Source organism: Micrococcus sp. HMSC067E09 (genome assembly GCF_001812555.1).
Classification (GTDB): domain Bacteria; phylum Actinomycetota; class Actinomycetes; order Actinomycetales; family Micrococcaceae; genus Micrococcus; species Micrococcus lylae.
This window is the reverse complement of record NZ_KV809438.1, coordinates 168,273-189,358: the sequence shown is the minus strand read 5'-3', so window position 1 is coordinate 189,358 and position 21,086 is coordinate 168,273. Positions and strand designations below refer to the sequence as shown.

The following is a 21,086-nucleotide window of genomic DNA, read 5'->3' as shown; positions in this document are numbered from 1 at the left end:
CCTATGGCGCCAAGCTTAACTGAAAGCGGGGTGGTCAAAGGTGACAGACGGTCGGTCATCGGGATGCAGCCGCCCTGCGCAGTGAGCCCACCAACGACTCACGTACGGCCGGCATCTGGGCGGCTCGTGAATGAAGCGCTTGTGCATAGTCGCGACGCGCCGCCGGATCAGTGCGCAACCGTTCGATCTGTTCAGAAACGAGGTCCACGTCGAAATCGTTGACATTGTGAACGAAATCCGGAACTCCGAGATCACTGAAAGCACCGAAGCCCTTGCGTTCGTACGCCAGATGGACCACGAAATGACCAGCGGCCAGAGCCATAAGGGAAGCGTGGAGCCGCACCGCGACGACGACGCGTGTTGGCCCTGCCCCTGTGGTCATCAGTTCCGCACGATCGATGACACGTCGGGGAGAGAGCTGATCGGTGGCTGCGCGGTCGTCGTTCCCCGTTCCCGTCTGGCTCTGGATGTACGTATCGTAGCCCACGCCCTCGAATCGCCGCGCTAGATCCATCACGGCCTCCGGGACGCTGCCGTGAATGGCCCGGATGCTGAAGACGGGATGGAGGTCCGGGACGGAGTCCTCCTGAGGCCAGGATCGTTCACTGGCCAGGACAGCAAGGTCAGGGGTCCGATGGACCTGCGCCCGCCGGAACTGTTCGAGGCTGCGGTCGTCTCTGACGTGGACCATGTCCACAGCGCGCAGAAGAGCCTCGAAGATCCACCGAGTCCCCCCACGCGCTGGACCGATGCTCTGAGGCATATAGAAGGTCGGCGCGGTCGTGCGCGCCGCTGCGCGCAGCTGTGGCCCATGCACCAGCAAGGTCTTCAATGCCTCGACAGGCCGGCCGGCTCGCAGATACCCGCCACCGACGGCGACCACGAGATCGAACTCGTCGATCTCGCGAAGGACAGCACGGTACGCGGGGGCATAGCCGTTCCACCGCGGCATCGAGTCGACGACTCGATGGGGCAGTGCGCTGAAGGTCTCGGGGTGAGAGGCGACGATCGTCAGGTCCACATCAGCTCCGAACGCCTCGTGCAGCAACTCGAGTGTCTCCGTAACGAGGAGACCATCACCGAGGTTGGCAGCACTGTAGCCGTGGAGGACTAGGATTCTCATGCGGAAAGCACCGCCCGGTAGACTTCCTCGTGGCGGGCGACACTTCGACCCCAGCTGAACTGGCTGGCCCAGGTAAGGCCCGACACGCGCGACTCCTCCCGTCGCCGGGAGTCCTCAAGTGCGTGGAGGAGACCGGCCTGGATCGCTTCTTCATCGACGCCATCGAACAGCAACGCCGGCCCTGCGACCTCCTTCAGGGAGCCGCGGTCGGTCGTGATCACGGCGGCACCGGCGGCCATCGCCTCGAGGACGGGGAACCCGAAGCCCTCGTACAGACTTGGGAAGGCGAACAGAGCGCAATTCTGCATCATCGCGACACGGTCGTCGTCACTGACGAACCCCAGCGCGATCACGTTGGAGGAACCCTCGATCTCGTTCAGGATCTGCGAATAATTCCATGCAGGCTTTCCAGCGATGACCAAGGGGACGCCGAGGGCCTTGACGGCCGGGGATTCGAACGCACGGATGAGGTTCACCACGTTCTTCCGAGGTTCCAGGTTCCCCAGGTACAGGACGAAGTTCTTCGGGACCCGGGCTCGGACGGCGTCCGACATCACCACCGGTCGGGAGAAGTGGGCGACGTCGATTCCATGCGGGATCGACGTGATCCGGGACCTGTCGAGGCCGAATACATCGGCAATGTCGTCAGCGCTGGACTCGGAGACCGTAATCACAGCGTCGGTCGCGGCGATGGCGCGGGAGACCCGGGTACGCCACGTCCACTCCTGCCGTGGAGTGCGCGCCGTCGAGATCCACCGCGAAGCGACTCCGTGAACCGTCACCACCGAAGGACGCCGGGTGTCCAGCAGCGGACCGGTGTCCGCCACGTAGTGGAGCACGTCCTCGGCACCACCGCGGCGCAGTCCAAAGCCGGTCTCGAGAAGTGCCGTCACCGGGGCCATCGTGTGCGCAGGCATGGAGAGCACCTGATGACCGCGCTCACGCATCCCCTGGGCTATATGCCGGGCGTATGTGGTATTTCCTCCCACATGACGATCCAGTATTCGAGACGGCATGTAGATCTTCATCATTCTCCTCGCGGGCGCATGGCGGTAGTCGAATCGTCGCGGGGGCGGGGTAGGTCACAGGGGCACCGTGTATTCAGAGCAAGTGGTGCGCTCATATACTGGCACACGAACCGTCCTCGATGTCATCACGCTCGGCGATCAGCTGCCGTGAGCCTGGGACACCCATCTCCCCCGTAACGGAAGGTCGCCTATGCGTCGACTTGTAAGATCCGCCCTCGGCCATCTGCCCTCCCGACTGAGATTGCCCCTCATGCGGTTCGCCCTGAAGGGTCAGACCGTCCTCGAACACACGGCTGACATGCGTCGCAGCATCGCCCTTTCCTCCACACCCGAGGTCGGATTCGGCCGCGACCTGCGGCCGCATTCCCGGGACACACAGCTCATCAAGGACTACCACCGAATTGAGAAGGGCCTTGCCATGCCCGCGCCCAAGCGGCCGTTCGGCAGTGCATTGGAGCACCGCATCGACGGCCTCCTGGATCCGGCCTCCATGGACGACGACCTTGTGCGGAACGTCACGTCAGCCCGTGCGGCCCTGTCCCGCTGGAACGATGAGGGCGTGGTGGACGAGGAGATCGCTCCGCTTGGACCCGAACTACGCGCACTCGATCGCGAGGCCGTTGAGGCCTTCGTCTTCTCACGGCACAGTGTGAGGAACTTCGACCGCTCTCGTCCGGTCCCCCACGAGATCCTCGACCATGCCGCGGAGCTCGCCATGACATCTCCTTCGGTCTGCAACCGGCGGGCAGGTCGCATTCACCTCTACTGCGAAGACGAGCTCGTCGAGCACATCCTCCGCCTCCAGCGCGGCAACATGGGATTCGGCCAAACCGTCGGACAGCTTGCCGTCGTGACGGTGAATTCGACGCTCTTCGCTGGCGCCGGCGAACGCAATCAGAAGTGGATCGACGGTGCCCTGGTGGCAATGTCGTTCGTCTGGGCGCTGCACGCTCATGGGGTCGGAGCGTGCATGCTGAACTGGTCGAAGTCCAACGCCATGAGCGCACGCCTGCGCGAGGTGGCCGACATCCCGGTCCGGGAGGACATCATCTGTGTCATCGCCTTGGGGTACCCCGCCGCGGGCTACCGGGTGGCGCGCTCCCCCCGTCGCCCGACTGCCGAGACGATCCGGCACCACGACTGAGCGGCGGCATCTGTCCATGCGGCACCCGCGCGCCGTCATGCGACAGGCGCCGACGCCACGAACCGCTGGCCTCTCCTGAGGCAGAGGACTGCCAGGAAGGCCCATGCGGGCATGAAGGTCCACGACGAAGCGGTGGACAGCATGACCGCAAGGAACAGCGCCAGTGCCGACATCACAGGGGACCGCCGAACATTCCACCCTACGGCCACGAGAAGGCAGATGAACAGAACGAGGGCGACCAGACCTAGTTCCGCACCGATCTGGGCGTAGGCGTTTTCCACAATCGGGCGAAACTCCCCGGTGAAGTAGTTGTTGGGGAAGGTTACGGCGCTGCGGTCTACGTAGTCGGCGAAATGCCCGGCGAAGCGTCCCGGTCCCAGACCCACCAATGGGTGGTCCAGGGCCATCTGAAAGCCCATCTCCGTCTTGGCCGCACGAAGGTCCATGGAACGGGTCAACGCGCCTCCAGGCATGTCGACCAGACCCAGCTTCGCCCCCTGGAACCGGACGAACGCCCGAGCCGAGTCCGAGGACAACACGGCGATCGCCGTTCCACCTCCCACGATGACGGTGCGCAGCAATCCCGGTGCGGACCAGGAGCGCAATCCGATGAGCGCGACCCCTGCGAGGACAGCGATGAAACTGGTGGTTGACTGGGAATAGTAGACACTACCGAGCGCTGCCAGCGCGGTAAACCACTCACGCCGGCGCAGGCTGAGGAAGAACATGCCCCCCGCGAAGAACCCGAGATGCTGCCCCTCGGTGAAGGGGCCGGTGCGCAGCGAGGCGGTCTCGCCGTCGCCTTCCAGAGCCTGCGTCGCCCGATCCGTCTGAAAATTCATGGCCTCCAAGAGGTCTACCTGTCCGTTGGTGTAGAGCACGAACTGAACGACGACCGCGGCCAGGCAGAGCCAGACGCCCATCCGCAGCCCGGACTCGACCACAGAGACGGACCGCGTGGCCACAGCCCACCAGAAGACAAGCGTGACTACCGCGAACACTCCATAGAACACCGTGTCGAAGCGGAGATCCGTGACCCCGATCGGCTGCAGCGGGAGCGGCCCCGCGTACGCCACCAGCGTGGACAACACTACGACCATCGCCAGACCCACAACCGCTGGAAGGCCGACGATGCGTTGACGTCGTCTGATGGTGAACGGAAGGCTGACCAGCACCAAGCCCAGAAAGATCTCGCTCAGCTTCAATGGAACCCCCACGTCGATCGTCAGGGCACGCTGAAAGGGCAATGTGGCCATGGCCAGCCAGACCAGATGCTCGGACAACGACCTCTTTGCTCGCGGGGCACCGCGGCGTTGCGGATCAACGGGGACAGAGGTCATGGAGTCTCCATAATTCACGTTAGACTGTAGCCGATGGTGGGAACGCTCCTGGCCGCCTCCCGACCGCTCATGCTACCCGCCCCCTCTCACGCCCATTCTTAAGAGGAACATGTCATTCCAAAGCCGTTCCCGTCGTCTGGTCCGTCAGACCGGGAAAAACGTCCTGGCCAGCTCGCTCTACGCGACCGCTTTGCATCAGTTCGACAAACTCCTCGGACGTCGGTTCCCGGTCGCGCCCTCGACATCAGGCCATACACTGCTCCTGGCACCCTCCGGGGGCGGGAACATCGGCGACCAAGCCATGTTCGATATGATCCTCGCCACCGCCCAGGGTCCTATCGTGGCCCTCGTAAGCCACGGCGACGCGCTCCGGCTGCGCGACGCCGACCGCCGACGCGTGACCCTCGTCACTGTCCCTCACCTCCTCAAGACGCCGCCGCCCGTCCGCGGGGCCGACATCCGGCGCTTCCTCCGCGCGCTCGACGGTGCCGCCCGTTTTTGGATTCCCGGAGCGGACACGATGGATGGAGGCCATCCTTCGGCCTCCCTCGCCCGCTTCTCCCTGGCGCGCCTGGCAGCCGCGCAGGGCGTCCCGACCACAATCCTAGGCTTCAGTTGGTCCGACGACGCACCGCGTTCAGTCGTGCGTGCCGCCCGGAACGCCGCACGGGAGGGGGTACGTCTCATAGCACGCGATCCGTTATCGCACCGGCGTCTGGTCAGCTCGGGCGTAACTCCGGTCGTGGACGCGGCGGACATCGTCTTCGACTACGGAACGCTCGAGGACCTACCGAACGCCGTCACCCAATGGCTCGACGCATCTGATCAGCCTGTCGCCATCGTCAACGTGAGTGGGATGGTGGGGCGGAAGTTCTCCGCACAGGCCACCGAGTATGACCTAGTCTTCCGAGAACTGCACGAGCGCGGCCTGAGGATCCTGGTCCTGCCGCATGTGTTGCGTGACTGGGACGACGACCTCCAGGCTTCGTCTGCGGTGTTCCGGCGCTACGCTGCCACAACGGACCACCTCGTCACCGAGCAGCTGTGGCCGGCCCAAGTCAAGGCGCTTGTGCAACATGCGGACATCGTCGTGACCGGACGCATGCATCTGGCGATCATGTCCATGACGCACTCCGTCCCCGTGGTCACTGTGGCCACCGCCGGAAAGGTCGAGGGCCTCTACGAGATGATGGGCCTCACCGATGGCGTCGTCCAGCCCCGCCCGGGGATGGGAGACGCCATTGTCTCGGTGCTCCGCTCCTGGCTCGACCAGCGCAACGTCGTGATCGACCAGCTGACCCGGGTGCGGCCCGAGGTGGTGCGCCGGTCCCGGCTGAACTTCCCCGAATCCGCCTGACCCTCCCATGCGTTCGGCACTGAAAAACGTCAGTGGGTTCACCCTCGCCCCCCTCCTGGTGAGCATCAGCGCCATGGTGGCCGTCCCCATCCTCCTGGGTGTGGCAGGACAGGCGGTCTGGTTGAGCATCGCCCTGGGCCAGGCCCTGGGAGAGCTGGCGCGGGTCGTCGTCATCTGGGGCTGGAACTCCGTCGGCCTAGCGCGTGCCTCAGCACTGGAGGACGGCGCCCGCCCCGGTTTTTACCTAGACTCCATACCGCCCCGACTCCTGCTGTGCCTGCCGGCGGCAGGGGCGATCGCGCTTGCCACGGCCCTTATTCCCACAGCCTCGCCAATCGACTTCGCCCTGATGGCATCCGCAGGCATGGTCAATGGGCTCAACGGGGCGTGGATCTACATCAGTGCCCACGATCCGCGCGGCCTCCTGCGGTACGACGCGCTTCCACGCACCATCGTGCCACTGTTCGGCGTCGCGGCACTTGCCCTGCACCCGGAGGCCTGGCTGTACTCGACGGCGGTCCTGACCTCCAACGTCGTCGCCGCCGTCATCCCTGTGGTCGTCATGCGGCGCAGGCTCGCCCGCGCGGGCGTCGCCTACGCCCATCCCACCTTCACTCAGGCGCTCACGGAACTGCGTGCCGGATTCAGCGCATTCGTGATCGGTCTCGTGCTGGTCGCCAGGATGAGTCTGCCCGTCCTCGCGGCGGGCATAGCCTCAGAAGGCATCGGCGTAGTCGTAGCCCTCGCGGACAAGTTCATCCGGTGGGGGAACAGAGCGCTGACGCCGTTCCTGCAATTCATGCAGACCTCTATTCCCCGCGGCACCAGCCCCCTGGCCATGCGGATCCGGCGAGGCGTTCTCCGCACAATCGTCCTGTCTGTCGTCACCACCATCGGATCTGCCATCGTGACCTGGTCGCTTTCCCCGGTCATCTCGGCGGGTGAGATCACGCTGTCTCCAGTGGAGTCCACAGCGGTCGGGGTGGTGCTCGGGGCGATCGCCTTCAACTCGATCACCGGCAACTCGTCCCTGGTGCTGCTGGGCCGTACCCGATCCGTCGCCGCGGGAGGAACCGCCGCCCTGATCACCCTGGCTTGCGCCGCCTACCCGTTGACGGCCCTCCTCGGAGCCGCGGGGCTCCTTCTCGCATACGCGGCGGCAGAGGTATGCATCACGGTCTACCTCTGCGTGCTGCTCGTCGTGGAGATGCGCGCCCTCAAGCGCCGCAACCTCTCCTCCGCTCTGGCGACGGCCGCCCCCTCCCCCACCGATGGCACCTGACCTGCCGCCCCGGGGTCCTTCGCGAGGCGAGTCGAACTTCCTCGGCAGGTGTTCGGGCTGCGGATAGAGTGCAGAGCATGACCTCCATCATCTCTGACGCGCCCACCGGCACGCGCACCCCGACCGCCGTGGACGATCTGGCCGAGCGCCACGTCGCCCGCTACCTCGAGCTCCACCCGGAGGAGGCCACCACCCTCGGCCGCGCCGGCTACGAAACCGAGTACGGCGACTACTCCCCCGCCGGGGCCCGTGCCCTGGACGAGCTCAACCGGGACACCCTCGGCGCCCTCGATGGCCTCGAACCCGCGGACGACGTCGACCGGGTCACGATCGCCGCCCTCCGCGAGCGTCTCGGCCTCGAGCGCGAGATCCACGCGACCGGCCGCACCGAGCTGAACAACATCGCCTCCCCCGCCCAGGGCATCCGCGCGGTCTTCGACCTCATGCCGACGGACACCGCGGAGCAGTGGGAACACATCGCCGGCCGCCTGACGAACCTGCCCGCCGCTCTGCAGGGCTACACCGAGTCCCTGCTCGCCTCCCGCGACCGCGGCCAGGTGGCCGCGGTGCGCCAGGTGGACATCGTGGTGGAGCAGGCCCGCGCCCACGGCGCCGAGGGCGGGTTCTTCCCGGGCCTGGTCGAGCGGGCCGAGGCAGCCGACGTCGTGGACGACGCCCTGGCCGCCCGCATCCGCTCCGGCGCGGACACCGCCGCGCAGGCCTACCGCGACTTCGCGGACACGCTCGAGGCCGAGCTGCGCCCGCACGCCCCGGAGGCGGACGGCGTCGGGATCGAGTACTACCGGCTGGCCTCCCGCGTCTTCCTCGGCGCCGAGATCGACCTCGAGGAGACCTACCGCTGGGGCCAGGAGGAGCTGGCCCGCATCATCGCCGCGCAGCAGGCGGACGCTGAGCGCATCCGGCCGGGCGCCACGATCGAGGAGGCGCGCGCGATCCTGGACGCGGACCCGGAGCGCACCCTGAAGGGCACCGAGGCCCTGCGCACGTGGATGCAGCGGCTCTCCGACGACGCGGTCGAGGCCATGAAGGAGCACTTCGAGATCCCGGCCCCGATGGACCGGCTGGAGTGCATGATCGCCCCCACCCAGGAGGGCGGCATTTACTACACCGGCCCCTCGGACGATTTCTCCCGGCCCGGCCGCATGTGGTGGTCCGTCCCCGCCGGCGAAGACGAGTTCACCACCTGGGCCGAGACCACCACCGTGTACCACGAGGGCGTCCCGGGCCATCACCTGCAGATCGCCACCGCCATGATGAACCGGGAGAACCTCAACCTGTGGCGTCGCAGCTTCTGCTGGACGTCCGGCCACGGCGAGGGCTGGGCGCTGTACGCGGAGAAGCTCATGGAGGAGCTCGGCTTCCTCGACGACCCGGGCGACCATCTCGGCATGCTGGACATGCAGCGCATGCGCGCGGCCCGCGTGGTGTTCGACATCGGCTACCACTGCGGCTTCGACGCCCCCGAGTCCGAGGGCGGCGGCGCGTGGACCCCGGAGAAGGGCTACGCGTTCCTGGCCAAGCACCTGATGATCTCCGAGGGCCAGCGCCGCTTCGAGTTCACGCGCTACCTCGGCTGGCCGGGGCAGGCGCCGGCGTACAAGGTGGGCCAGCGCATCTGGGAGCAGATCCGCGCCGAGCACGAGCAGCGCGAGGGCGAGGACTTCGACCTCAAGGCCTTCCACACCCGCGCCCTCAAGCTCGGCGGCATGGGGCTGGACACCCTGCGCGAGGCGCTGGCATGACCGACGCACCGGAGCTCGTGCTCGGCTCGGCCTCGCCGGGCCGGGCCGAGATCCTCACCCGGGCCCGGGTGCCGTTCCGCACGCTCGTCTCCCACGTGGACGAGGCGGCGGTCGGCGCCCGGGCCTCCGGCGCGTCCCCAGCGCAGCTCGCCCTGTTGCTGGCCGAGGCCAAGGGACAGGACGTGGCCGCGCAGGTCGCCGAGGCCGGCGTGGAGCGGCCGACCCTGGTGATCGGCTGCGACTCTGTGTTCGAGATCGACGGCGTCGCCCACGGCAAGCCGTACGAGCCGGAGGTGGCGGTGGAGCGTTGGCGGCTGCAGCAGGGCCGTGAGGGCGTGCTTCACACCGGGCAGTGGCTGGGACTGGTGCAGCCGGACGGCACGTTGCGGTCAACCTCCGCGCAGGTGTCCGCTGTGGTGAGGTTCGCCGCCGCCGACGAACGGACCATCGCCGCCTATGTGGCCACCGGAGAACCACTCCGGTGCGCCGGCGCCTTCACCATCGACGGCGCAGGTGCCGCACTGGTCGACTCCGTGGACGGTGACCCCAACGCGGTGGTCGGCCTGTCCGTGTCCACGCTGCGGACACAGTGCGAGGAGCTGGGCGTCCCCTTCACCGTTTTGTGGGATTCCTCCAACTCCGAGCGCTGACAGCGCGGGATCGGCGCCGAGAACTGTAGGTTTTCGACGTCTCGCGGCTAGGGTGCCCGAGTGGGCGACGCCCGGTTCGGCGCACATCATGTGCGCGGACGGCGCGGGCGCCCGAGTAGACCTGCCACCGTGAGGAGACTGACGCGCATGACTTCCGCCGCCGCACACGAGAACCGTGAGACCGACGCCCCGCCCCGTCGCTTCTCCCGGGTCCTCGTGGCCAACCGCGGGGAGATCGCCGTCCGCGTGATCCGCGCCTGCCAGGACGAGGGGCTGACCTCCGTGGCCGTCTACGCCGAGCCGGACCGGGACGCCATGCACGTGCGACTGGCGGACGAGGCCGTGGCCCTCGGCGGCCAGACCGCGGCGGACTCCTATCTGCTGATCGACAAGATCATGGACGCCGCCGAACGCTCCGGCGCAGACGCCGTCCACCCCGGCTACGGCTTCCTCTCCGAGAACGCCGACTTCGCGCGCGCCGTGGAGGGCGCGGGCCTGGTCTGGATCGGCCCGCCCCCGGCGGCCATCGAGGCCCTGGGGGACAAGGTCTCGGCCCGCCGCATCGCCACCGCCGTGGGCGCCCCGCTCGCCCCGGGCACCACCGAGCCGGTCTCCGGCACCGCCGAGGTGCTGGAGTTCGCCGACGAGCACGGCCTCCCGCTGGCCGTCAAGGCCGCCCACGGTGGCGGCGGCCGCGGCATCAAGGTGGCCCGCACCCGCGAGGAGATCCCCGAGCTGTACGACTCCGCCGTCCGCGAGGCGATCTCCGCCTTCGGCCGCGGCGAGTGCTTCGTGGAGCGGTTCCTGGACCGGCCGCGCCACGTGGAGACCCAGTGCCTCGCGGACGAGCACGGCGACGTGGTGGTGGTCTCCACGCGCGACTGCTCCCTGCAGCGCCGCAACCAGAAGCTCGTGGAGGAGGCCCCGGCGCCGTTCCTCTCCGACGAGCAGAACGCCCGTCTCGTGGAGTCCTCCAAGGCCATCCTGAAGGAGGCCGGCTACGTGGGTGCCGGCACCTGCGAGTTCCTGGTGGGCGCGGACGGCACCCTGTCCTTCCTCGAGGTGAACACCCGCCTGCAGGTGGAACACCCGGTCTCCGAGGAGGTCACCGGCATCGACCTGGTCCGCGAGCAGTTCCGCCTCGCCCGCGGCGAAGCCCTCGGCTACACGGACCCGCAGGTCCACGGACATTCCTTCGAATTCCGCATCAACGGCGAGGACCCGGGCCGCGGCTTCCTCCCCGCCCCGGGGCGCCTGACCCGCTTCCGCCTTCCCGCCGGCCCCGGCGTCCGTGTGGACACCGGCATCACCGAGGGCGAGACCGTCTCCGGCGCGTTCGACTCGATGGTGGCCAAGGTGATCGTCACCGGCGCCACCCGCCTGCAGGCCCTCCAGCGCGCCGCGCGTGCCCTGGAGGAGATGGAGATCTCCGGCATGCCGTCCGTGCTGCCGTTCCACCGTGCCGTGGTGAAGGACCCGGCCTTCGCGCCAGAGCTCACTGCCGGCGCCGAGGAGCCTTCCGGCTTCGACGTGCACACCCGGTGGATCGAGACCGACTTCACCGCGCAGCTCGCCCCCTTCGGCGGCGATGCCCAGGCCCCGCACGAGCCGGAGAGCCGCCACACCGTCACCGTGGAGGTCAACGGCAAGCGCGTGGAGGTGACCCTGCCGACCTTCGCCACCGCCCTGCACACCGTGCAGGACGCCGCCCAGCGCGCCGGCGGCCGCCGCCGACCGCGCGGCGCCCGCCGCGGCTCCGGAGGCGGTGCCGCCGCCTCGTCGAACGCACTGACCGCCCCGATGCAGGGCACCATCGTCAAGGTGGCCGTGGAAGAGGGCCAGCAGGTCAGTGAGGGCGACCTGGTCGTGGTCATGGAGGCCATGAAGATGGAACAGCCGCTCACCGCCCACAGGGACGGCGTGGTCAAGAGCCTTGCCGTGAACGCGGGCGACGCCGTCTCCGCGGGCACCGCGATCGTCACCATCGAGGACGCGGAGTGAGCCTCCCGGAGTCGGGCTGACAGCGTGGCCGCTTCCAGGCCGGCCTGCGAGCACGGACGACGCCCCGGCGCATCAGAGGCGGGGCGTCGCCATGGACATCCCCGTCCCGCATGCTGGACAATCCGGCGCCCGACAGACAGGATGCTCGACGACGGTCCTACGGTGACCATCGTCCCACTCGCCTGAGCCGCCGATCCCGACGGCCCGAACCGCCAGGAGATCCCATGTCCTCCGTCTCCCCCGGCCCCTCCCCGGACGGCTCTGCAGCGGCCATCAGCGCTGCAGACGAGGTGCCCCGCTCCCGCGTGGTCACCGCGTCGCTGATCGGCACCTCGATCGAGTTCTACGACTTCTACATCTATGCCACGGCGGCCGTCTCGGTCTTCCCGCTGATCTTCTTCTCCGGCGCCGATGACACGGCGAAGCTGCTCGCCTCGATGGCGACCTTCGGCGTGGCCTTCATCGCCCGCCCGCTCGGCGCGGTGGTGTTCGGGCATCTGGGCGACCGCGTGGGCCGCAAGACCACCCTGATCGGCTCGCTGCTGACCATGGGCATCGCGACCTTCCTGATCGGGCTGCTGCCGACGTACCAGCAGATCGGCCTCTGGGCGCCTGCCATGCTGACCATCCTGCGCTTCTTCCAGGGCCTCGGCCTGGGCGGCGAGTGGTCCGGTGCGGCCCTGCTCGCCACCGAGTACGCCAAGGAGGGCAAGCGGGCCTGGGCCGCCATGTGGCCGCAGCTGGGCGCTCCCATCGGCTTCTTCCTCGCCAACGGCCTGTTCCTGCTGCTCGTGCTGGGCTTCGACCACGACTCCACCAACCCGGAGATGGACGGCGTGTTCCTCACCTGGGTGTGGCGTGTGCCGTTCCTGCTGTCCCTCGTGATGGTGCTGGTGGGCCTCTACGTCCGCGTGAAGCTGGAGGAGACCCCGGTCTTCCAGCGCGCCCTGGCCAACGACCAGCGCGTCTCCGCTCCGCTGGGCGAGGTCTTCCGCCGCAACTGGTGGGAGCTGATCCTCGGCACCTTCGTCATGTACGCCACCTACGTGCTCTTCTACATCATGACCACGTGGATCCTGTCCTACGCGATCGGCAAGACCGGCGACGGCTTCCTCGGCGTCCCCTACGCAGAGTTCCTGGTCCTGCAGTTGGTCGGCATCGTGTTCTTCGCAGCCTTCATCCCGGTCTCCGGCATGCTGGCCGACCGCTTCGGCCGCCGCCCGGTGCTGCTCACCGTGACCGGCCTGATGATCCTGTTCGGCCTGACCTTCGGCTGGTGGCTCAACCCGGAGACCATGGGCACCGCCGCGGACGTGGACGTGCCGCGCATGGTGATGTTCCTGGTGATCGGCATGATGCTGATGGGCCTGACCTTCGGCCCGATGTCCGCGATCCTGCCCGAGCTGTACCCGACCAACACCCGGTACACCGGCTCGGGCATCGCCTACAACGTGTCCTCGATCCTCGGCGCCGCACTGACCCCGTTCATCGCCGCCTGGCTCGTGACCACCTTCGACGTGGCCTACGTGGGCTACTACCTGGCCGCCGCCTCGCTGCTGACGCTCATCGCGCTCTTCCTGGCGCCGGAGACCAAGCACGCCGACCTCCACGAGGTGACTTCGGCCCGGGAGCGCCGCACCGCCCGCTGACCGACGCCTCCCTCCACGCAGAAGGGCCCCGGCAGGACCAGCTCCTGCCGGGGCCCTTCTGCGTGCGGGCTCACAGGCGCACGTGCAGACGGCGCGCGGCCTCGGCCAGCGAGCCGGCCATGGACGGGTACACGGTGAAGGTGTCCGCGAGGTCGTCCACGTGGAGCTTGTGGGTCACGGCGAGCGCGAGGGACCAGATGAGCTCGGAGGCGCGCGGGGCCACCACCACGCCGCCGATCACGGTGCCGGAGCCCTTGCGGGCGAAGACCTTCACGAAGCCCGCGGTGACGCCCTGCATCTTGGCGCGGGGGTTGGTGGAGAAGTCCAGCTTCACCACGTCCGCCTGATACTTGCCGGAGTCCACCTGGGCCTGGGTGACGCCCACGGTGGCGATCTCCGGGGAGGTGAAGATGTTGGACGCCACCAGGTGCGGGCGCAGGGGCTTCACGGCATCGCCCATCAGGTGCGCCACGGCGATGCGCCCCTGCATGGCGGCCACGGAGGCCAGGGCGAACACGCCGGTGCAGTCCCCGGCGGCGTAGATGGAGGGCACGGAGGTGCGGGAGACGCCGTCCACCTTGATGTGGCCGGACTCGGTGAGCTCCACACCGGCCTCCTCGAGGCCCAGGTCCGCGGTGTTCGGGATGCCGCCGACGGCGAACAGCACGTGGGAGCCGTCGATGTACGGGGTGTCCTTGGCGCCCTCGCCGGACAGGTGCACGCGCACGCCGTCCTCGGTGCGTTCGGCGCCCTCGGCACGGGAGCGGGCCACCACGTTCACGCCGTTGGACTCGAAGACGTGCTCGAGCAGCTCCGCGGCGTCCTGGTCCTCGCCGGGCAGCACGTGGTCGCGGGAGGAGACGAGGGTGACCTTCGCGCCGAGCAGGTCGTAGGCGGAGGCGAACTCGGCGCCGGTGACGCCGGAGCCCACCACGATCATGTGCTCCGGGACCTCCGCGAGCGAGTACAGCTGCGTCCAGTTGAAGATGCGCTCCCCGTCCGGCTGGGCGGAGGGCAGCTCTCGCGGGCTGGCGCCCACGCACAGCAGGATCGCGTCCGAGGTGATGACCTCGGGCTCGCCGTCGGCGTCGTCATGGCGGCGGACCTCCACCTCGTGCGGTCCCACGACCTTGCCGACGCCGTGGATGACACGCACGCCGCGGCGCTCGAGCACCTGCTGGATGTCCTGGGACTGCTCGCCGGCGATCTCCAGGATGCGGCGGTCCACCTGGGCCATCACGGCGCGCGGTTCGGCGCCGGCGCCCAGGTCCACGCCGAGGTCCTGGGCGGTGCCCACGCGGCGCATGGAGTCTGCGGTGGCGATGAGGGTCTTGGAGGGCACCACGTCGGTGAGCACTGCGGAGCCGCCCATGCCCTTCCGCTCGATCACGGTGACGTTCGCGCCCAGCTTCGCGGCCACCATGGCGGCCTCGTAGCCGCCGGGGCCTCCGCCGATGATGGTCAGGGACGGGGTGTAGGTGCTGTTCGAGGTGCTCACGGCGTCCATTGTGGCAGAGCACGCACCGGCGCCACAGGGGCCGCCCGCCTAGACTGTCCTGCGTGAGAGACCAGAACGGAACCACCGCGCAGACCCCCGCCCTGCAGGGCGGCCACCCCGGATTCGACGAGGCCCGTGCTGCGGCAGCCGTGATCGCCGAGGCGACCGGCGTGGCCGAGCACCGCATCGCGGTGGTCCTCGGCTCCGGCTGGGGCGGTGCCGCCGAGCTGATCGGCGAGACCGAGCACTCCGTCCCGCTGGCGGACGTCCCGGGCTTCCATGCTCCGAAGGTGCCGGGCCACAACGCGTCCATCCGCTCCGTGAAGCTGGCCGACGGCACCTCCGCCCTGGTGTTCGGCTCCCGCACCCACTTCTACGAGTCCCGCGACGCCCAGGCCGTGGCCCACACCGTGCGCACCGCCGCGGCGGCGGGCGCGAAGACCGTGATCCTCACCAACGGCTGCGGCGGCCTGAACCCGGAGATCGCCCCCGGCACTCCGGTGGTTATCGCAGACCACATCAACGTCACCGGCGCCACCCCGCTGGTCGGCGCCTCCTTCGTGGACATGACGGACCTGTACTCCCCGCGCATCCGCCGGATCGCCAAGGAGATCGACCCGTCCCTGACCGAGGGGGTGTACGTGCAGTTCTCCGGCCCTCAGTACGAGACCCCCGCCGAGGTCCGCATGGCGAAGGTCCTCGGCGGCGACCTGGTGGGCATGTCCACCGCCCTGGACGCGATCGCCGCCCGCCATGCCGGCCTCGAGGTCTTCGGCATCTCCCTGGTGACCAACCTGGGCGCCGGCATCCAGGAGGAGCCGCTGTCGCACCAGGAGGTCGTGGAGGCCGGCCGGGCCGCCGGCCCGCGGATCTCGGCGCTGCTGGCGGACATCATCGGTCGCCTCTGACGTCCCTGACGGCTTCCCGACGACGGCGAGCTGCCGTCGTCGGGAATCCCGCCTTCTTCTCCCCTCTCCTCTGACACACCCCGAGGTTCCGCCCATGACCGCACCCCGTGACACCGCCGCACTGGACCCGCAGCTGCTCGAGCGCGCCCGCCGCTGGGCCCTCGAGGAGCCGAACGCCCAGCATGCCGCCACCCTGACCGCCGAGCTTGAGGCCGCCGAGGGCGGGGACGTGGCCGCGGCCGAGGCCGTGCGCTCCCGCTTCTCCGGTCCGCTGACCTTCGGCACCGCCGGTCTGCGCGCCGAGGAGGGTCCGGGCGAGTCCCGCATGAACCGGCTGGTGGTCCGCCGTGCCGCCGCGGGGATCGCCCGGTACCTGCTGGACACCCTCGGCGAGGACGAGGCACCGCCGTCCGTGGTGATCGGCTACGACGCCCGCCACGGCTCCGCGTCCTTCGCCCGCGATTCCGCCGGCGTGTTCACCGCCGCCGGCGCCCAGGTGACCCTGCTCCCCCGCCCGCTGCCGACCCCCGTGCTCGCCTTCCTGGTGCGCCACCTCAACGCCGACGCCGGCGTGATGGTCACCGCCAGCCACAACCCGCCGGCGGACAACGGCTACAAGGTGTACCTCGGCGGCCGCATGACCGACGCCGTCGGCCGCGGCGCGCAGATCGTCTCCCCGGCGGACGCGGAGATCGCCGCGCGCATCGACCACGAGGCCTGGTTCGCGGACATACCGATGGCGAACTCCGGCTGGGACGTCGCGGACGAGGAGCTCGTTGAAGCGTACTCCGAGGCCGCACTCGGCGTACTGGACGAGGACCGCCGCGAAGCCACCGGCCGGGACGCGCTGACGATCGTCTACACCCCGATGCACGGGGTGGGCGCAGCGGTGCTGCCCGGACTGCTGGAGCGCGCCGGCTTCACCGACGTCCACGTGGTGGCCCGGCAGGCCGAGCCGGACCCGGACTTCCCCACCGTGGCCTTCCCGAACCCGGAGGAGCCCGGCGCCCTGGACCTGTCCTTCGACGCCGCCGCAGAGCTCGGCGCGGACCTGGTGATCGCCAACGACCCGGACGCCGACCGCCTCGCCCTCGCCGCGGCCGAGGCGGACGGCACCTGGCGCATGCTCTCCGGGGACCAGGTCGGCGCCCTGCTCGGTGCGCACCTGCTGCCACGGCTGGAGGCCCTGGGCCGTTCGACCGCCTGCTCGATCGTCTCCTCCCCGCAGCTGTCCCGCCTGGCCGAGCACGCCGGCGTGCCCCACCACGCCACGCTGACCGGCTTCAAGTGGATCAGCCGCGCCCCACAGATCGGCTACGGCTACGAGGAGGCCCTGGGCTACTGCGTTGCCCCGGACCTCGTGCGGGACAAGGACGGCATGACCGCCGCCCTCGTGGCCGCGGACCTCGCCGCCGGGCTCAAGGCCGAGGGCCGCAGCGTGTGGGACGCCCTCGCGGACCTGGACGCCACCACCGGCGCCATGCCGTCCGCCCAGGTGTCCGTCCGCGTGGAGGATGTGCAGATCATCGCGGACGCCATGGCCCGCCTGCGCTCCGAGGGCATCGCCGAGCTCGCCGGGGACCCGGTGACCGCGTCCGTGGACCTCGCCGCCGGCTCGGAGGACCTGCCGCCCACCGACGGCCTGCTCTTCTCCACGGACACCGGCACCCGCGTGGTGATCCGTCCCTCCGGCACCGAGCCGAAGCTCAAGTGCTACCTCGGCACCACAGACGAGGACCCGCAGACCGCCCGCACGCGCCTCGCGGCCGTGCGGGACCAGATCGCCGCCCTCGTGGCCGGGTGACGTCCTGCCCGCACCGAGACCGACCAGACCCGAACCGACCGAAAGGCAACGCCGACGATGACCACCGCAGACCTGACCTCCGCCGAGCTGGCCACGTACATCGACCACACCGCCCTGAAGGCCGAGACCTCCGCCGAGGACATCCGGCGCATCGTGGCCGAGGCCCTGCAGGCGAACGTGAAGTCCGTGTGTGTGAACCCGCGCTGGGTGCCGACCGTGGCGCAGGCGCTGGAGGGCTCGGACGTGCTGACCTGCACCGTGATCGGCTTCCCGCTCGGCGCGAACTCCTCCGCCGTGAAGGCGTTCGAGGCCCGCCAGGCGATCGCCGACGGCGCGGACGAGGTGGACATGGTCATCGACGTGGCCGCCGCCCGTGCCGGCGACCGTCAGCGCCTGGTCGAGGACATCCGGGCCGTGGCCGAGGCCGCCCATGAGAACGGCGCCGCCGGGCAGGGCGGCGCACTGCTCAAGGTGATCGTGGAGACCGCCCTGCTGGACGAGGACGCGATCGTCCTGGCCTGCGAGGCCTCCGTGGAGGCGGGCGCGGACTTCGTGAAGACCTCCACCGGCTTCTCCACCGCCGGCGCGACCGCCGAGCACGTGGCCCTGATGCGCCGCACCGTGGGCCCGGAGATCGGCGTGAAGGCCTCCGGCGGCGTCCGCACCCGTGAGGACGCGCTGGCGATGATCGAGGCCGGCGCCACACGCATCGGCGCCTCCGCCACCCTTGGTATCCTGGCTGGTGACTGACGCGTCCTCGCACCGTGCCGCGTCCATCTGACTGACGAAGGAGTATGTCGTGATCCGCAACGGCAAGCCCATTGACCACTCGAACGTCGGCGGGCTCTGGGGCAGCCTCGTCGCCTTCATCGTGAGCTTCGGCCTGTTCGTGGGCGTCTGCTATGCCATCGGCTTCTGGACCCTGGAGAACGTGTGGGTCCCGGGCATCGCGGTCCTGGTCTGCGCCGTCCTCGCCTTCCTCATCCCGAAGCAGATCCTCGGACGCGGCGACTCGGTGGACGAGGTCGCCATCCACACCCCGGCCTCCCATGCGGTCGAGCGCGGCCACTGAGCCAGCCCTGAACTGAAGGCTCCCGGCGGTCGATGACCTCGCGCGCCGCGACACCTGTACGGAGGGCGTCCACCCGGAACACCGGCGTGGACGCCCTCCGTATTGTGTCCATCGCCGCCGTGGTGCTCGGCCACTCCTACCTCTCCAAGCTCGAGTTCAGCCAGTACCTCGAGGTCTGGAGGATGCCGCTGTTCTTCTTCCTCAGCGGCTACTTCTGGACCCGGGGCCGGCCGTTCGTCCCTGACGTGCGCGGCCGCTGGAAGTCCCTGGCCGTCCCGTACCTGGTCTGGGCCGTGCTCATGTCCGTGGCCGCCTGGCGCTGGAACCACCAGGACCCTGACCGGTTCTGGGAGCTCATGCGCAGCGGCTGGTACGGCGGTGCGGACCAGGATCCGCCGTGGTGGGCCTTCTGGTTCATCTCGGTCCTGTTCTTCACCACGGTGCTGCGCCGCTTCCTGGAACGCTTCCCCTCCTGGGCCGCCTGGGTGCTCAGCGGCGCCGGGCTCGGGGTCGCCTATACGACCGCGGACTCGTGGATCGCGAAGACCCCCCTGGGATTCGGCCTGGCCTTCCCCTGCCTGTTCTACCTGCTGGCCGGCGAGCTGTTCCGCCGCCGGATCGAGCCGAACGTGGTCCGGCACCGGGCCCTGATCGGCACCGTGCTGATCGGGCTCGGCCTGGGCGCCGTGGCGCTGGGCCTGGAGCCGCACAACATCAAGTTCGGCGGCTTCGGCACGCCGCTGCTGACCCCGCTGGTGGGCGTCATGATGGCCGCCGGCGCGGTGCTGGTGTTCGGCTCCTTCGTCAACCGTCTCCTGCGCCTGCTGGCCGAGCGCACCGGTACCGGGCGGGTGGTGCGCACGGCGATCTCCGCACTCGTGCGCACGGGGACCGTGGTGGTGCTGGTCCACGGCGAGGTGCTCATGGAGCTCATGGAGCTGGGTGTGACGGATCCGTTCCCCAAATTCGTGTGCACCCTGCTGCTCAGCTGGGCCATCGGTCTGGTGCTGCTCTCCACACCGCTGTCCCGGCTGCTGACGGGTGTGCCCCGTCAGTTCCACCCGTTCCAGGCGCCGGTTCCCGCAGGCACCGAACGCCTCCGTTCCCGATGACCGCCGCCGTCGGACCGACGCTCTGACGCGTCAGAGCACGGACACGGTGTCTGAGGCGGGAACGACGTTCCGCGTGTCGAACACCCGTACGCCCAGGTCCGCCAGTGCGCGGTAGTCCACATCCGAGTGATCTGTCAGGACGATCACAACGTCCTGGTCTCCCAGGTCGGCCTCGGCGGAAAGCCGTCGGACCCCCTCAGGCCAGGAGCGCTCCAGCACCCAATTGTCGAGAGCCGAGAGCTCGGCTCCGAACTCGGACAGGCGCTTCATCACATCCGCTGACGGGGCCTCGCGGATGTCCGAGGAATCCCGCTTGTACGACAGTCCCACGAGAGCCACTTTGGCTCCGTTCAGAGCTTTCCGGTCCTCGTTCAGCAACTCCATAGTGCGCTCGACCACATACCGCGGCTGAGCATCGTTGACGTCATTGGCGAGCTCCACGAAGCGGAAGGTCTGACCAAGGTCCTTGCGCACGGCCCAGGACAGGTAACTCGGGTCGACCGGCAGGCAGTGGCCGCCGACTCCCGGACCGGGAGTGAAACGCATGTAGCCGAAGGGCTTGGTGTCTGCCGCCCGGATGGCGTCCCACACATCCGCGCCCAGCTGGTGGGCGAAGACGGAGAGCTCGTTGACGAGGGCAATGTTGACGTGACGGAAGGTGTTCTCCAGCAGCTTCGCCAGTTCGGCTTCGCGAGTGCCCTTCACGGGCACGGGTTCGTCGATGATGGTTCCGTAGAATGCCAGCATCTTCTCCAGGCACGCGTCCGAGAGGCCGGAGACGACCTTCGGGGTGGTCTTGAACGTCCAGTCCTTGCGCCCCGGATCGATGCGCTCCGGGGAGTATCCGACATGGAAGTCCTGGCCGGCTCGCAGGCCTGAGCCGTCCTCAAGCAGAGGCACCAAGAGCTCATCCGTGGTGCCCGGGTAGGTAGTGGACTCCAGGACCACAGTGGAACCGTGCCGGATGTACGGGGCGAGAGACCGGCCTGCAGACTCGATGAAGGCGAGGTTCGGCACAGAGTCCCGCAGCGGCGTGGGGACGGTGATCACGGCGACGTCGAAGTCCTCCGCGTCCGCGTAGTCCCGCGAAGGGAGGAAACGTCCCGTGTCCAGGGCCGACCGCAACTCGCCGTCGCTGATGTCTTCGACCTTGGAGTGCCCGGCTGCGAGGTCCGAGATGCGGTGTTCGCTGAGGTCCAGACCGACGACGTCAAGACCCGCCTCGACAGCCCGCATGGAGACCGGAAGCCCCACATACCCTTGCCCGATGACGACCAGTCTATGCTGCGCTGTCCCTTTCCTATGGTGCCCGCTCAAATTCGAACCACTGGGGAAGGTCGGGAGGATGTCTCCAG

17 protein-coding genes are annotated in these 21,086 nt (G+C 69.0%); 12 read left to right on the top strand and 5 right to left on the bottom strand.

Features of this window, described 5'->3' with window-relative positions; genetic code table 11:
* Positions 1–55 precede the first annotated feature (55 nt).
* Both HMPREF2863_RS06260 and HMPREF2863_RS06255 read right to left on the bottom strand, forming a co-directional pair.
* On the bottom strand, positions 56–1,123 hold the full coding sequence (locus tag HMPREF2863_RS06260; protein WP_067188241.1) for a polysaccharide pyruvyl transferase family protein: 1,068 nt from the start codon (positions 1,121–1,123) through the stop codon (positions 56–58).
* On the bottom strand, positions 1,120–2,154 hold the full coding sequence (locus HMPREF2863_RS06255; RefSeq protein ID WP_209279928.1) for a glycosyltransferase family 4 protein: 1,035 nt from the start codon (positions 2,152–2,154) through the stop codon (positions 1,120–1,122). Before HMPREF2863_RS06255 ends, HMPREF2863_RS06260 begins: the two co-directional genes overlap by 4 nt.
* 247 nt (positions 2,155–2,401) lie before the next feature.
* Between HMPREF2863_RS06255 and HMPREF2863_RS11505 the strand changes: the two genes are divergently transcribed.
* Positions 2,402–3,295, top strand: coding sequence for a nitroreductase family protein (locus HMPREF2863_RS11505; protein WP_067188238.1), 894 nt, complete (start codon positions 2,402–2,404; stop codon positions 3,293–3,295).
* Positions 3,296–3,330: 35 nt separating this feature from the next.
* Here HMPREF2863_RS11505 and HMPREF2863_RS06245 read toward each other — a convergent pair whose 3' ends face one another.
* On the bottom strand, positions 3,331–4,635 hold the full coding sequence (locus HMPREF2863_RS06245; protein ID WP_083315265.1) for an O-antigen ligase family protein: 1,305 nt from the start codon (positions 4,633–4,635) through the stop codon (positions 3,331–3,333).
* Positions 4,636–4,936: 301 nt separating this feature from the next.
* Between HMPREF2863_RS06245 and HMPREF2863_RS06240 the strand changes: the two genes are divergently transcribed.
* From HMPREF2863_RS06240 to HMPREF2863_RS06215, 6 genes are all read left to right on the top strand, one after another.
* On the top strand, positions 4,937–5,992 hold the full coding sequence (locus HMPREF2863_RS06240; protein ID WP_168165765.1) for a polysaccharide pyruvyl transferase family protein: 1,056 nt from the start codon (positions 4,937–4,939) through the stop codon (positions 5,990–5,992).
* A gap of 58 nt (positions 5,993–6,050) precedes the next feature.
* Positions 6,051–7,274 carry a hypothetical protein gene (locus tag HMPREF2863_RS06235; protein WP_135103239.1) on the top strand — a complete coding sequence of 408 codons (1,224 nt, stop codon included), beginning with the start codon at positions 6,051–6,053 and terminating at the stop codon, positions 7,272–7,274.
* Positions 7,275–7,351: 77 nt separating this feature from the next.
* The gene (locus HMPREF2863_RS06230) at positions 7,352–9,037 is read left to right on the top strand and encodes a DUF885 domain-containing protein (protein WP_070638828.1); all 1,686 of its coding nucleotides are present in this window, start codon (positions 7,352–7,354) and stop codon (positions 9,035–9,037) included.
* Positions 9,034–9,687, top strand: a complete 654-nt coding sequence (locus tag HMPREF2863_RS06225; RefSeq protein ID WP_070638826.1) for a Maf family protein — start codon at positions 9,034–9,036, stop codon at positions 9,685–9,687. Before HMPREF2863_RS06230 ends, HMPREF2863_RS06225 begins: the two co-directional genes overlap by 4 nt.
* 147 nt (positions 9,688–9,834) lie before the next feature.
* Positions 9,835–11,688, top strand: coding sequence for an acetyl/propionyl/methylcrotonyl-CoA carboxylase subunit alpha (locus tag HMPREF2863_RS06220; protein WP_070638824.1), 1,854 nt, complete (start codon positions 9,835–9,837; stop codon positions 11,686–11,688).
* A 224-nt stretch (positions 11,689–11,912) separates the two neighbouring features.
* Complete coding sequence (locus tag HMPREF2863_RS06215; protein WP_070638822.1) at positions 11,913–13,337, top strand: MFS transporter; 1,425 nt, start codon at positions 11,913–11,915, stop codon at positions 13,335–13,337.
* Positions 13,338–13,407: 70 nt separating this feature from the next.
* Here HMPREF2863_RS06215 and HMPREF2863_RS06210 read toward each other — a convergent pair whose 3' ends face one another.
* Entirely contained in the window at positions 13,408–14,844 is a 1,437-nt protein-coding gene (locus HMPREF2863_RS06210; RefSeq protein WP_067188216.1) for an NAD(P)H-quinone dehydrogenase, read from the bottom strand.
* Positions 14,845–14,897: 53 nt separating this feature from the next.
* Between HMPREF2863_RS06210 and HMPREF2863_RS06205 the strand changes: the two genes are divergently transcribed.
* The 5 genes from HMPREF2863_RS06205 to HMPREF2863_RS06185 all read left to right on the top strand — a co-directional run bounded on the left by HMPREF2863_RS06205 (position 14,898) and on the right by HMPREF2863_RS06185 (position 19,731).
* Positions 14,898–15,743: a purine-nucleoside phosphorylase gene (locus HMPREF2863_RS06205; protein ID WP_070638820.1), complete on the top strand. Its 846-nt coding sequence runs from the start codon at positions 14,898–14,900 to the stop codon at positions 15,741–15,743.
* Positions 15,744–15,837: 94 nt separating this feature from the next.
* Positions 15,838–17,547 (top strand): phospho-sugar mutase, encoded by a 1,710-nt coding sequence (locus tag HMPREF2863_RS06200; protein WP_070638818.1) that lies wholly within the window; start codon positions 15,838–15,840, stop codon positions 17,545–17,547.
* Positions 17,548–17,604: 57 nt separating this feature from the next.
* Positions 17,605–18,297, top strand: a complete 693-nt coding sequence (deoC, locus tag HMPREF2863_RS06195; protein WP_067188210.1) for a deoxyribose-phosphate aldolase — start codon at positions 17,605–17,607, stop codon at positions 18,295–18,297.
* 49 nt (positions 18,298–18,346) lie between these two features.
* Entirely contained in the window at positions 18,347–18,619 is a 273-nt protein-coding gene (locus tag HMPREF2863_RS06190; protein WP_067188208.1) for a hypothetical protein, read from the top strand.
* 32 nt (positions 18,620–18,651) lie between these two features.
* Complete coding sequence (locus tag HMPREF2863_RS06185; RefSeq protein WP_256388811.1) at positions 18,652–19,731, top strand: acyltransferase family protein; 1,080 nt, start codon at positions 18,652–18,654, stop codon at positions 19,729–19,731.
* Between the two features lie 30 nt (positions 19,732–19,761).
* Here the strand turns inward: HMPREF2863_RS06185 and HMPREF2863_RS06180 are convergent, their stop codons facing one another.
* A complete protein-coding gene (locus tag HMPREF2863_RS06180; protein WP_256388813.1) occupies positions 19,762–21,048 on the bottom strand; it encodes a nucleotide sugar dehydrogenase in 1,287 nt (428 codons plus the stop codon).
* Between the last annotated feature and the right edge of the window lie 38 nt (positions 21,049–21,086).

What these genes read in the sequence shown, in the direction of transcription:
- HMPREF2863_RS06260 (WP_067188241.1), bottom strand. Translation starts at nt 1,123, where the DNA reads ATGAGAATCCTAGTCCTCCACGGCTACAGTGCTGCCAACCTCGGTGAT.
- HMPREF2863_RS06255 (WP_209279928.1), bottom strand. Translation starts at nt 2,154, where the DNA reads ATGATGAAGATCTACATGCCGTCTCGAATACTGGATCGTCATGTGGGA.
- HMPREF2863_RS11505 (WP_067188238.1), top strand. Translation starts at nt 2,402, where the DNA reads ATGCGGTTCGCCCTGAAGGGTCAGACCGTCCTCGAACACACGGCTGAC.
- HMPREF2863_RS06245 (WP_083315265.1), bottom strand. Translation starts at nt 4,635, where the DNA reads ATGACCTCTGTCCCCGTTGATCCGCAACGCCGCGGTGCCCCGCGAGCA.
- HMPREF2863_RS06240 (WP_168165765.1), top strand. Translation starts at nt 4,937, where the DNA reads ATGTTCGATATGATCCTCGCCACCGCCCAGGGTCCTATCGTGGCCCTC.
- HMPREF2863_RS06230 (WP_070638828.1), top strand. Translation starts at nt 7,352, where the DNA reads ATGACCTCCATCATCTCTGACGCGCCCACCGGCACGCGCACCCCGACC.
- HMPREF2863_RS06225 (WP_070638826.1), top strand. Translation starts at nt 9,034, where the DNA reads ATGACCGACGCACCGGAGCTCGTGCTCGGCTCGGCCTCGCCGGGCCGG.
- HMPREF2863_RS06220 (WP_070638824.1), top strand. Translation starts at nt 9,835, where the DNA reads ATGACTTCCGCCGCCGCACACGAGAACCGTGAGACCGACGCCCCGCCC.
- HMPREF2863_RS06215 (WP_070638822.1), top strand. Translation starts at nt 11,913, where the DNA reads ATGTCCTCCGTCTCCCCCGGCCCCTCCCCGGACGGCTCTGCAGCGGCC.
- HMPREF2863_RS06210 (WP_067188216.1), bottom strand. Translation starts at nt 14,844, where the DNA reads ATGGACGCCGTGAGCACCTCGAACAGCACCTACACCCCGTCCCTGACC.
- HMPREF2863_RS06200 (WP_070638818.1), top strand. Translation starts at nt 15,838, where the DNA reads ATGACCGCACCCCGTGACACCGCCGCACTGGACCCGCAGCTGCTCGAG.
- deoC (WP_067188210.1), top strand. Translation starts at nt 17,605, where the DNA reads ATGACCACCGCAGACCTGACCTCCGCCGAGCTGGCCACGTACATCGAC.
- HMPREF2863_RS06185 (WP_256388811.1), top strand. Translation starts at nt 18,652, where the DNA reads ATGACCTCGCGCGCCGCGACACCTGTACGGAGGGCGTCCACCCGGAAC.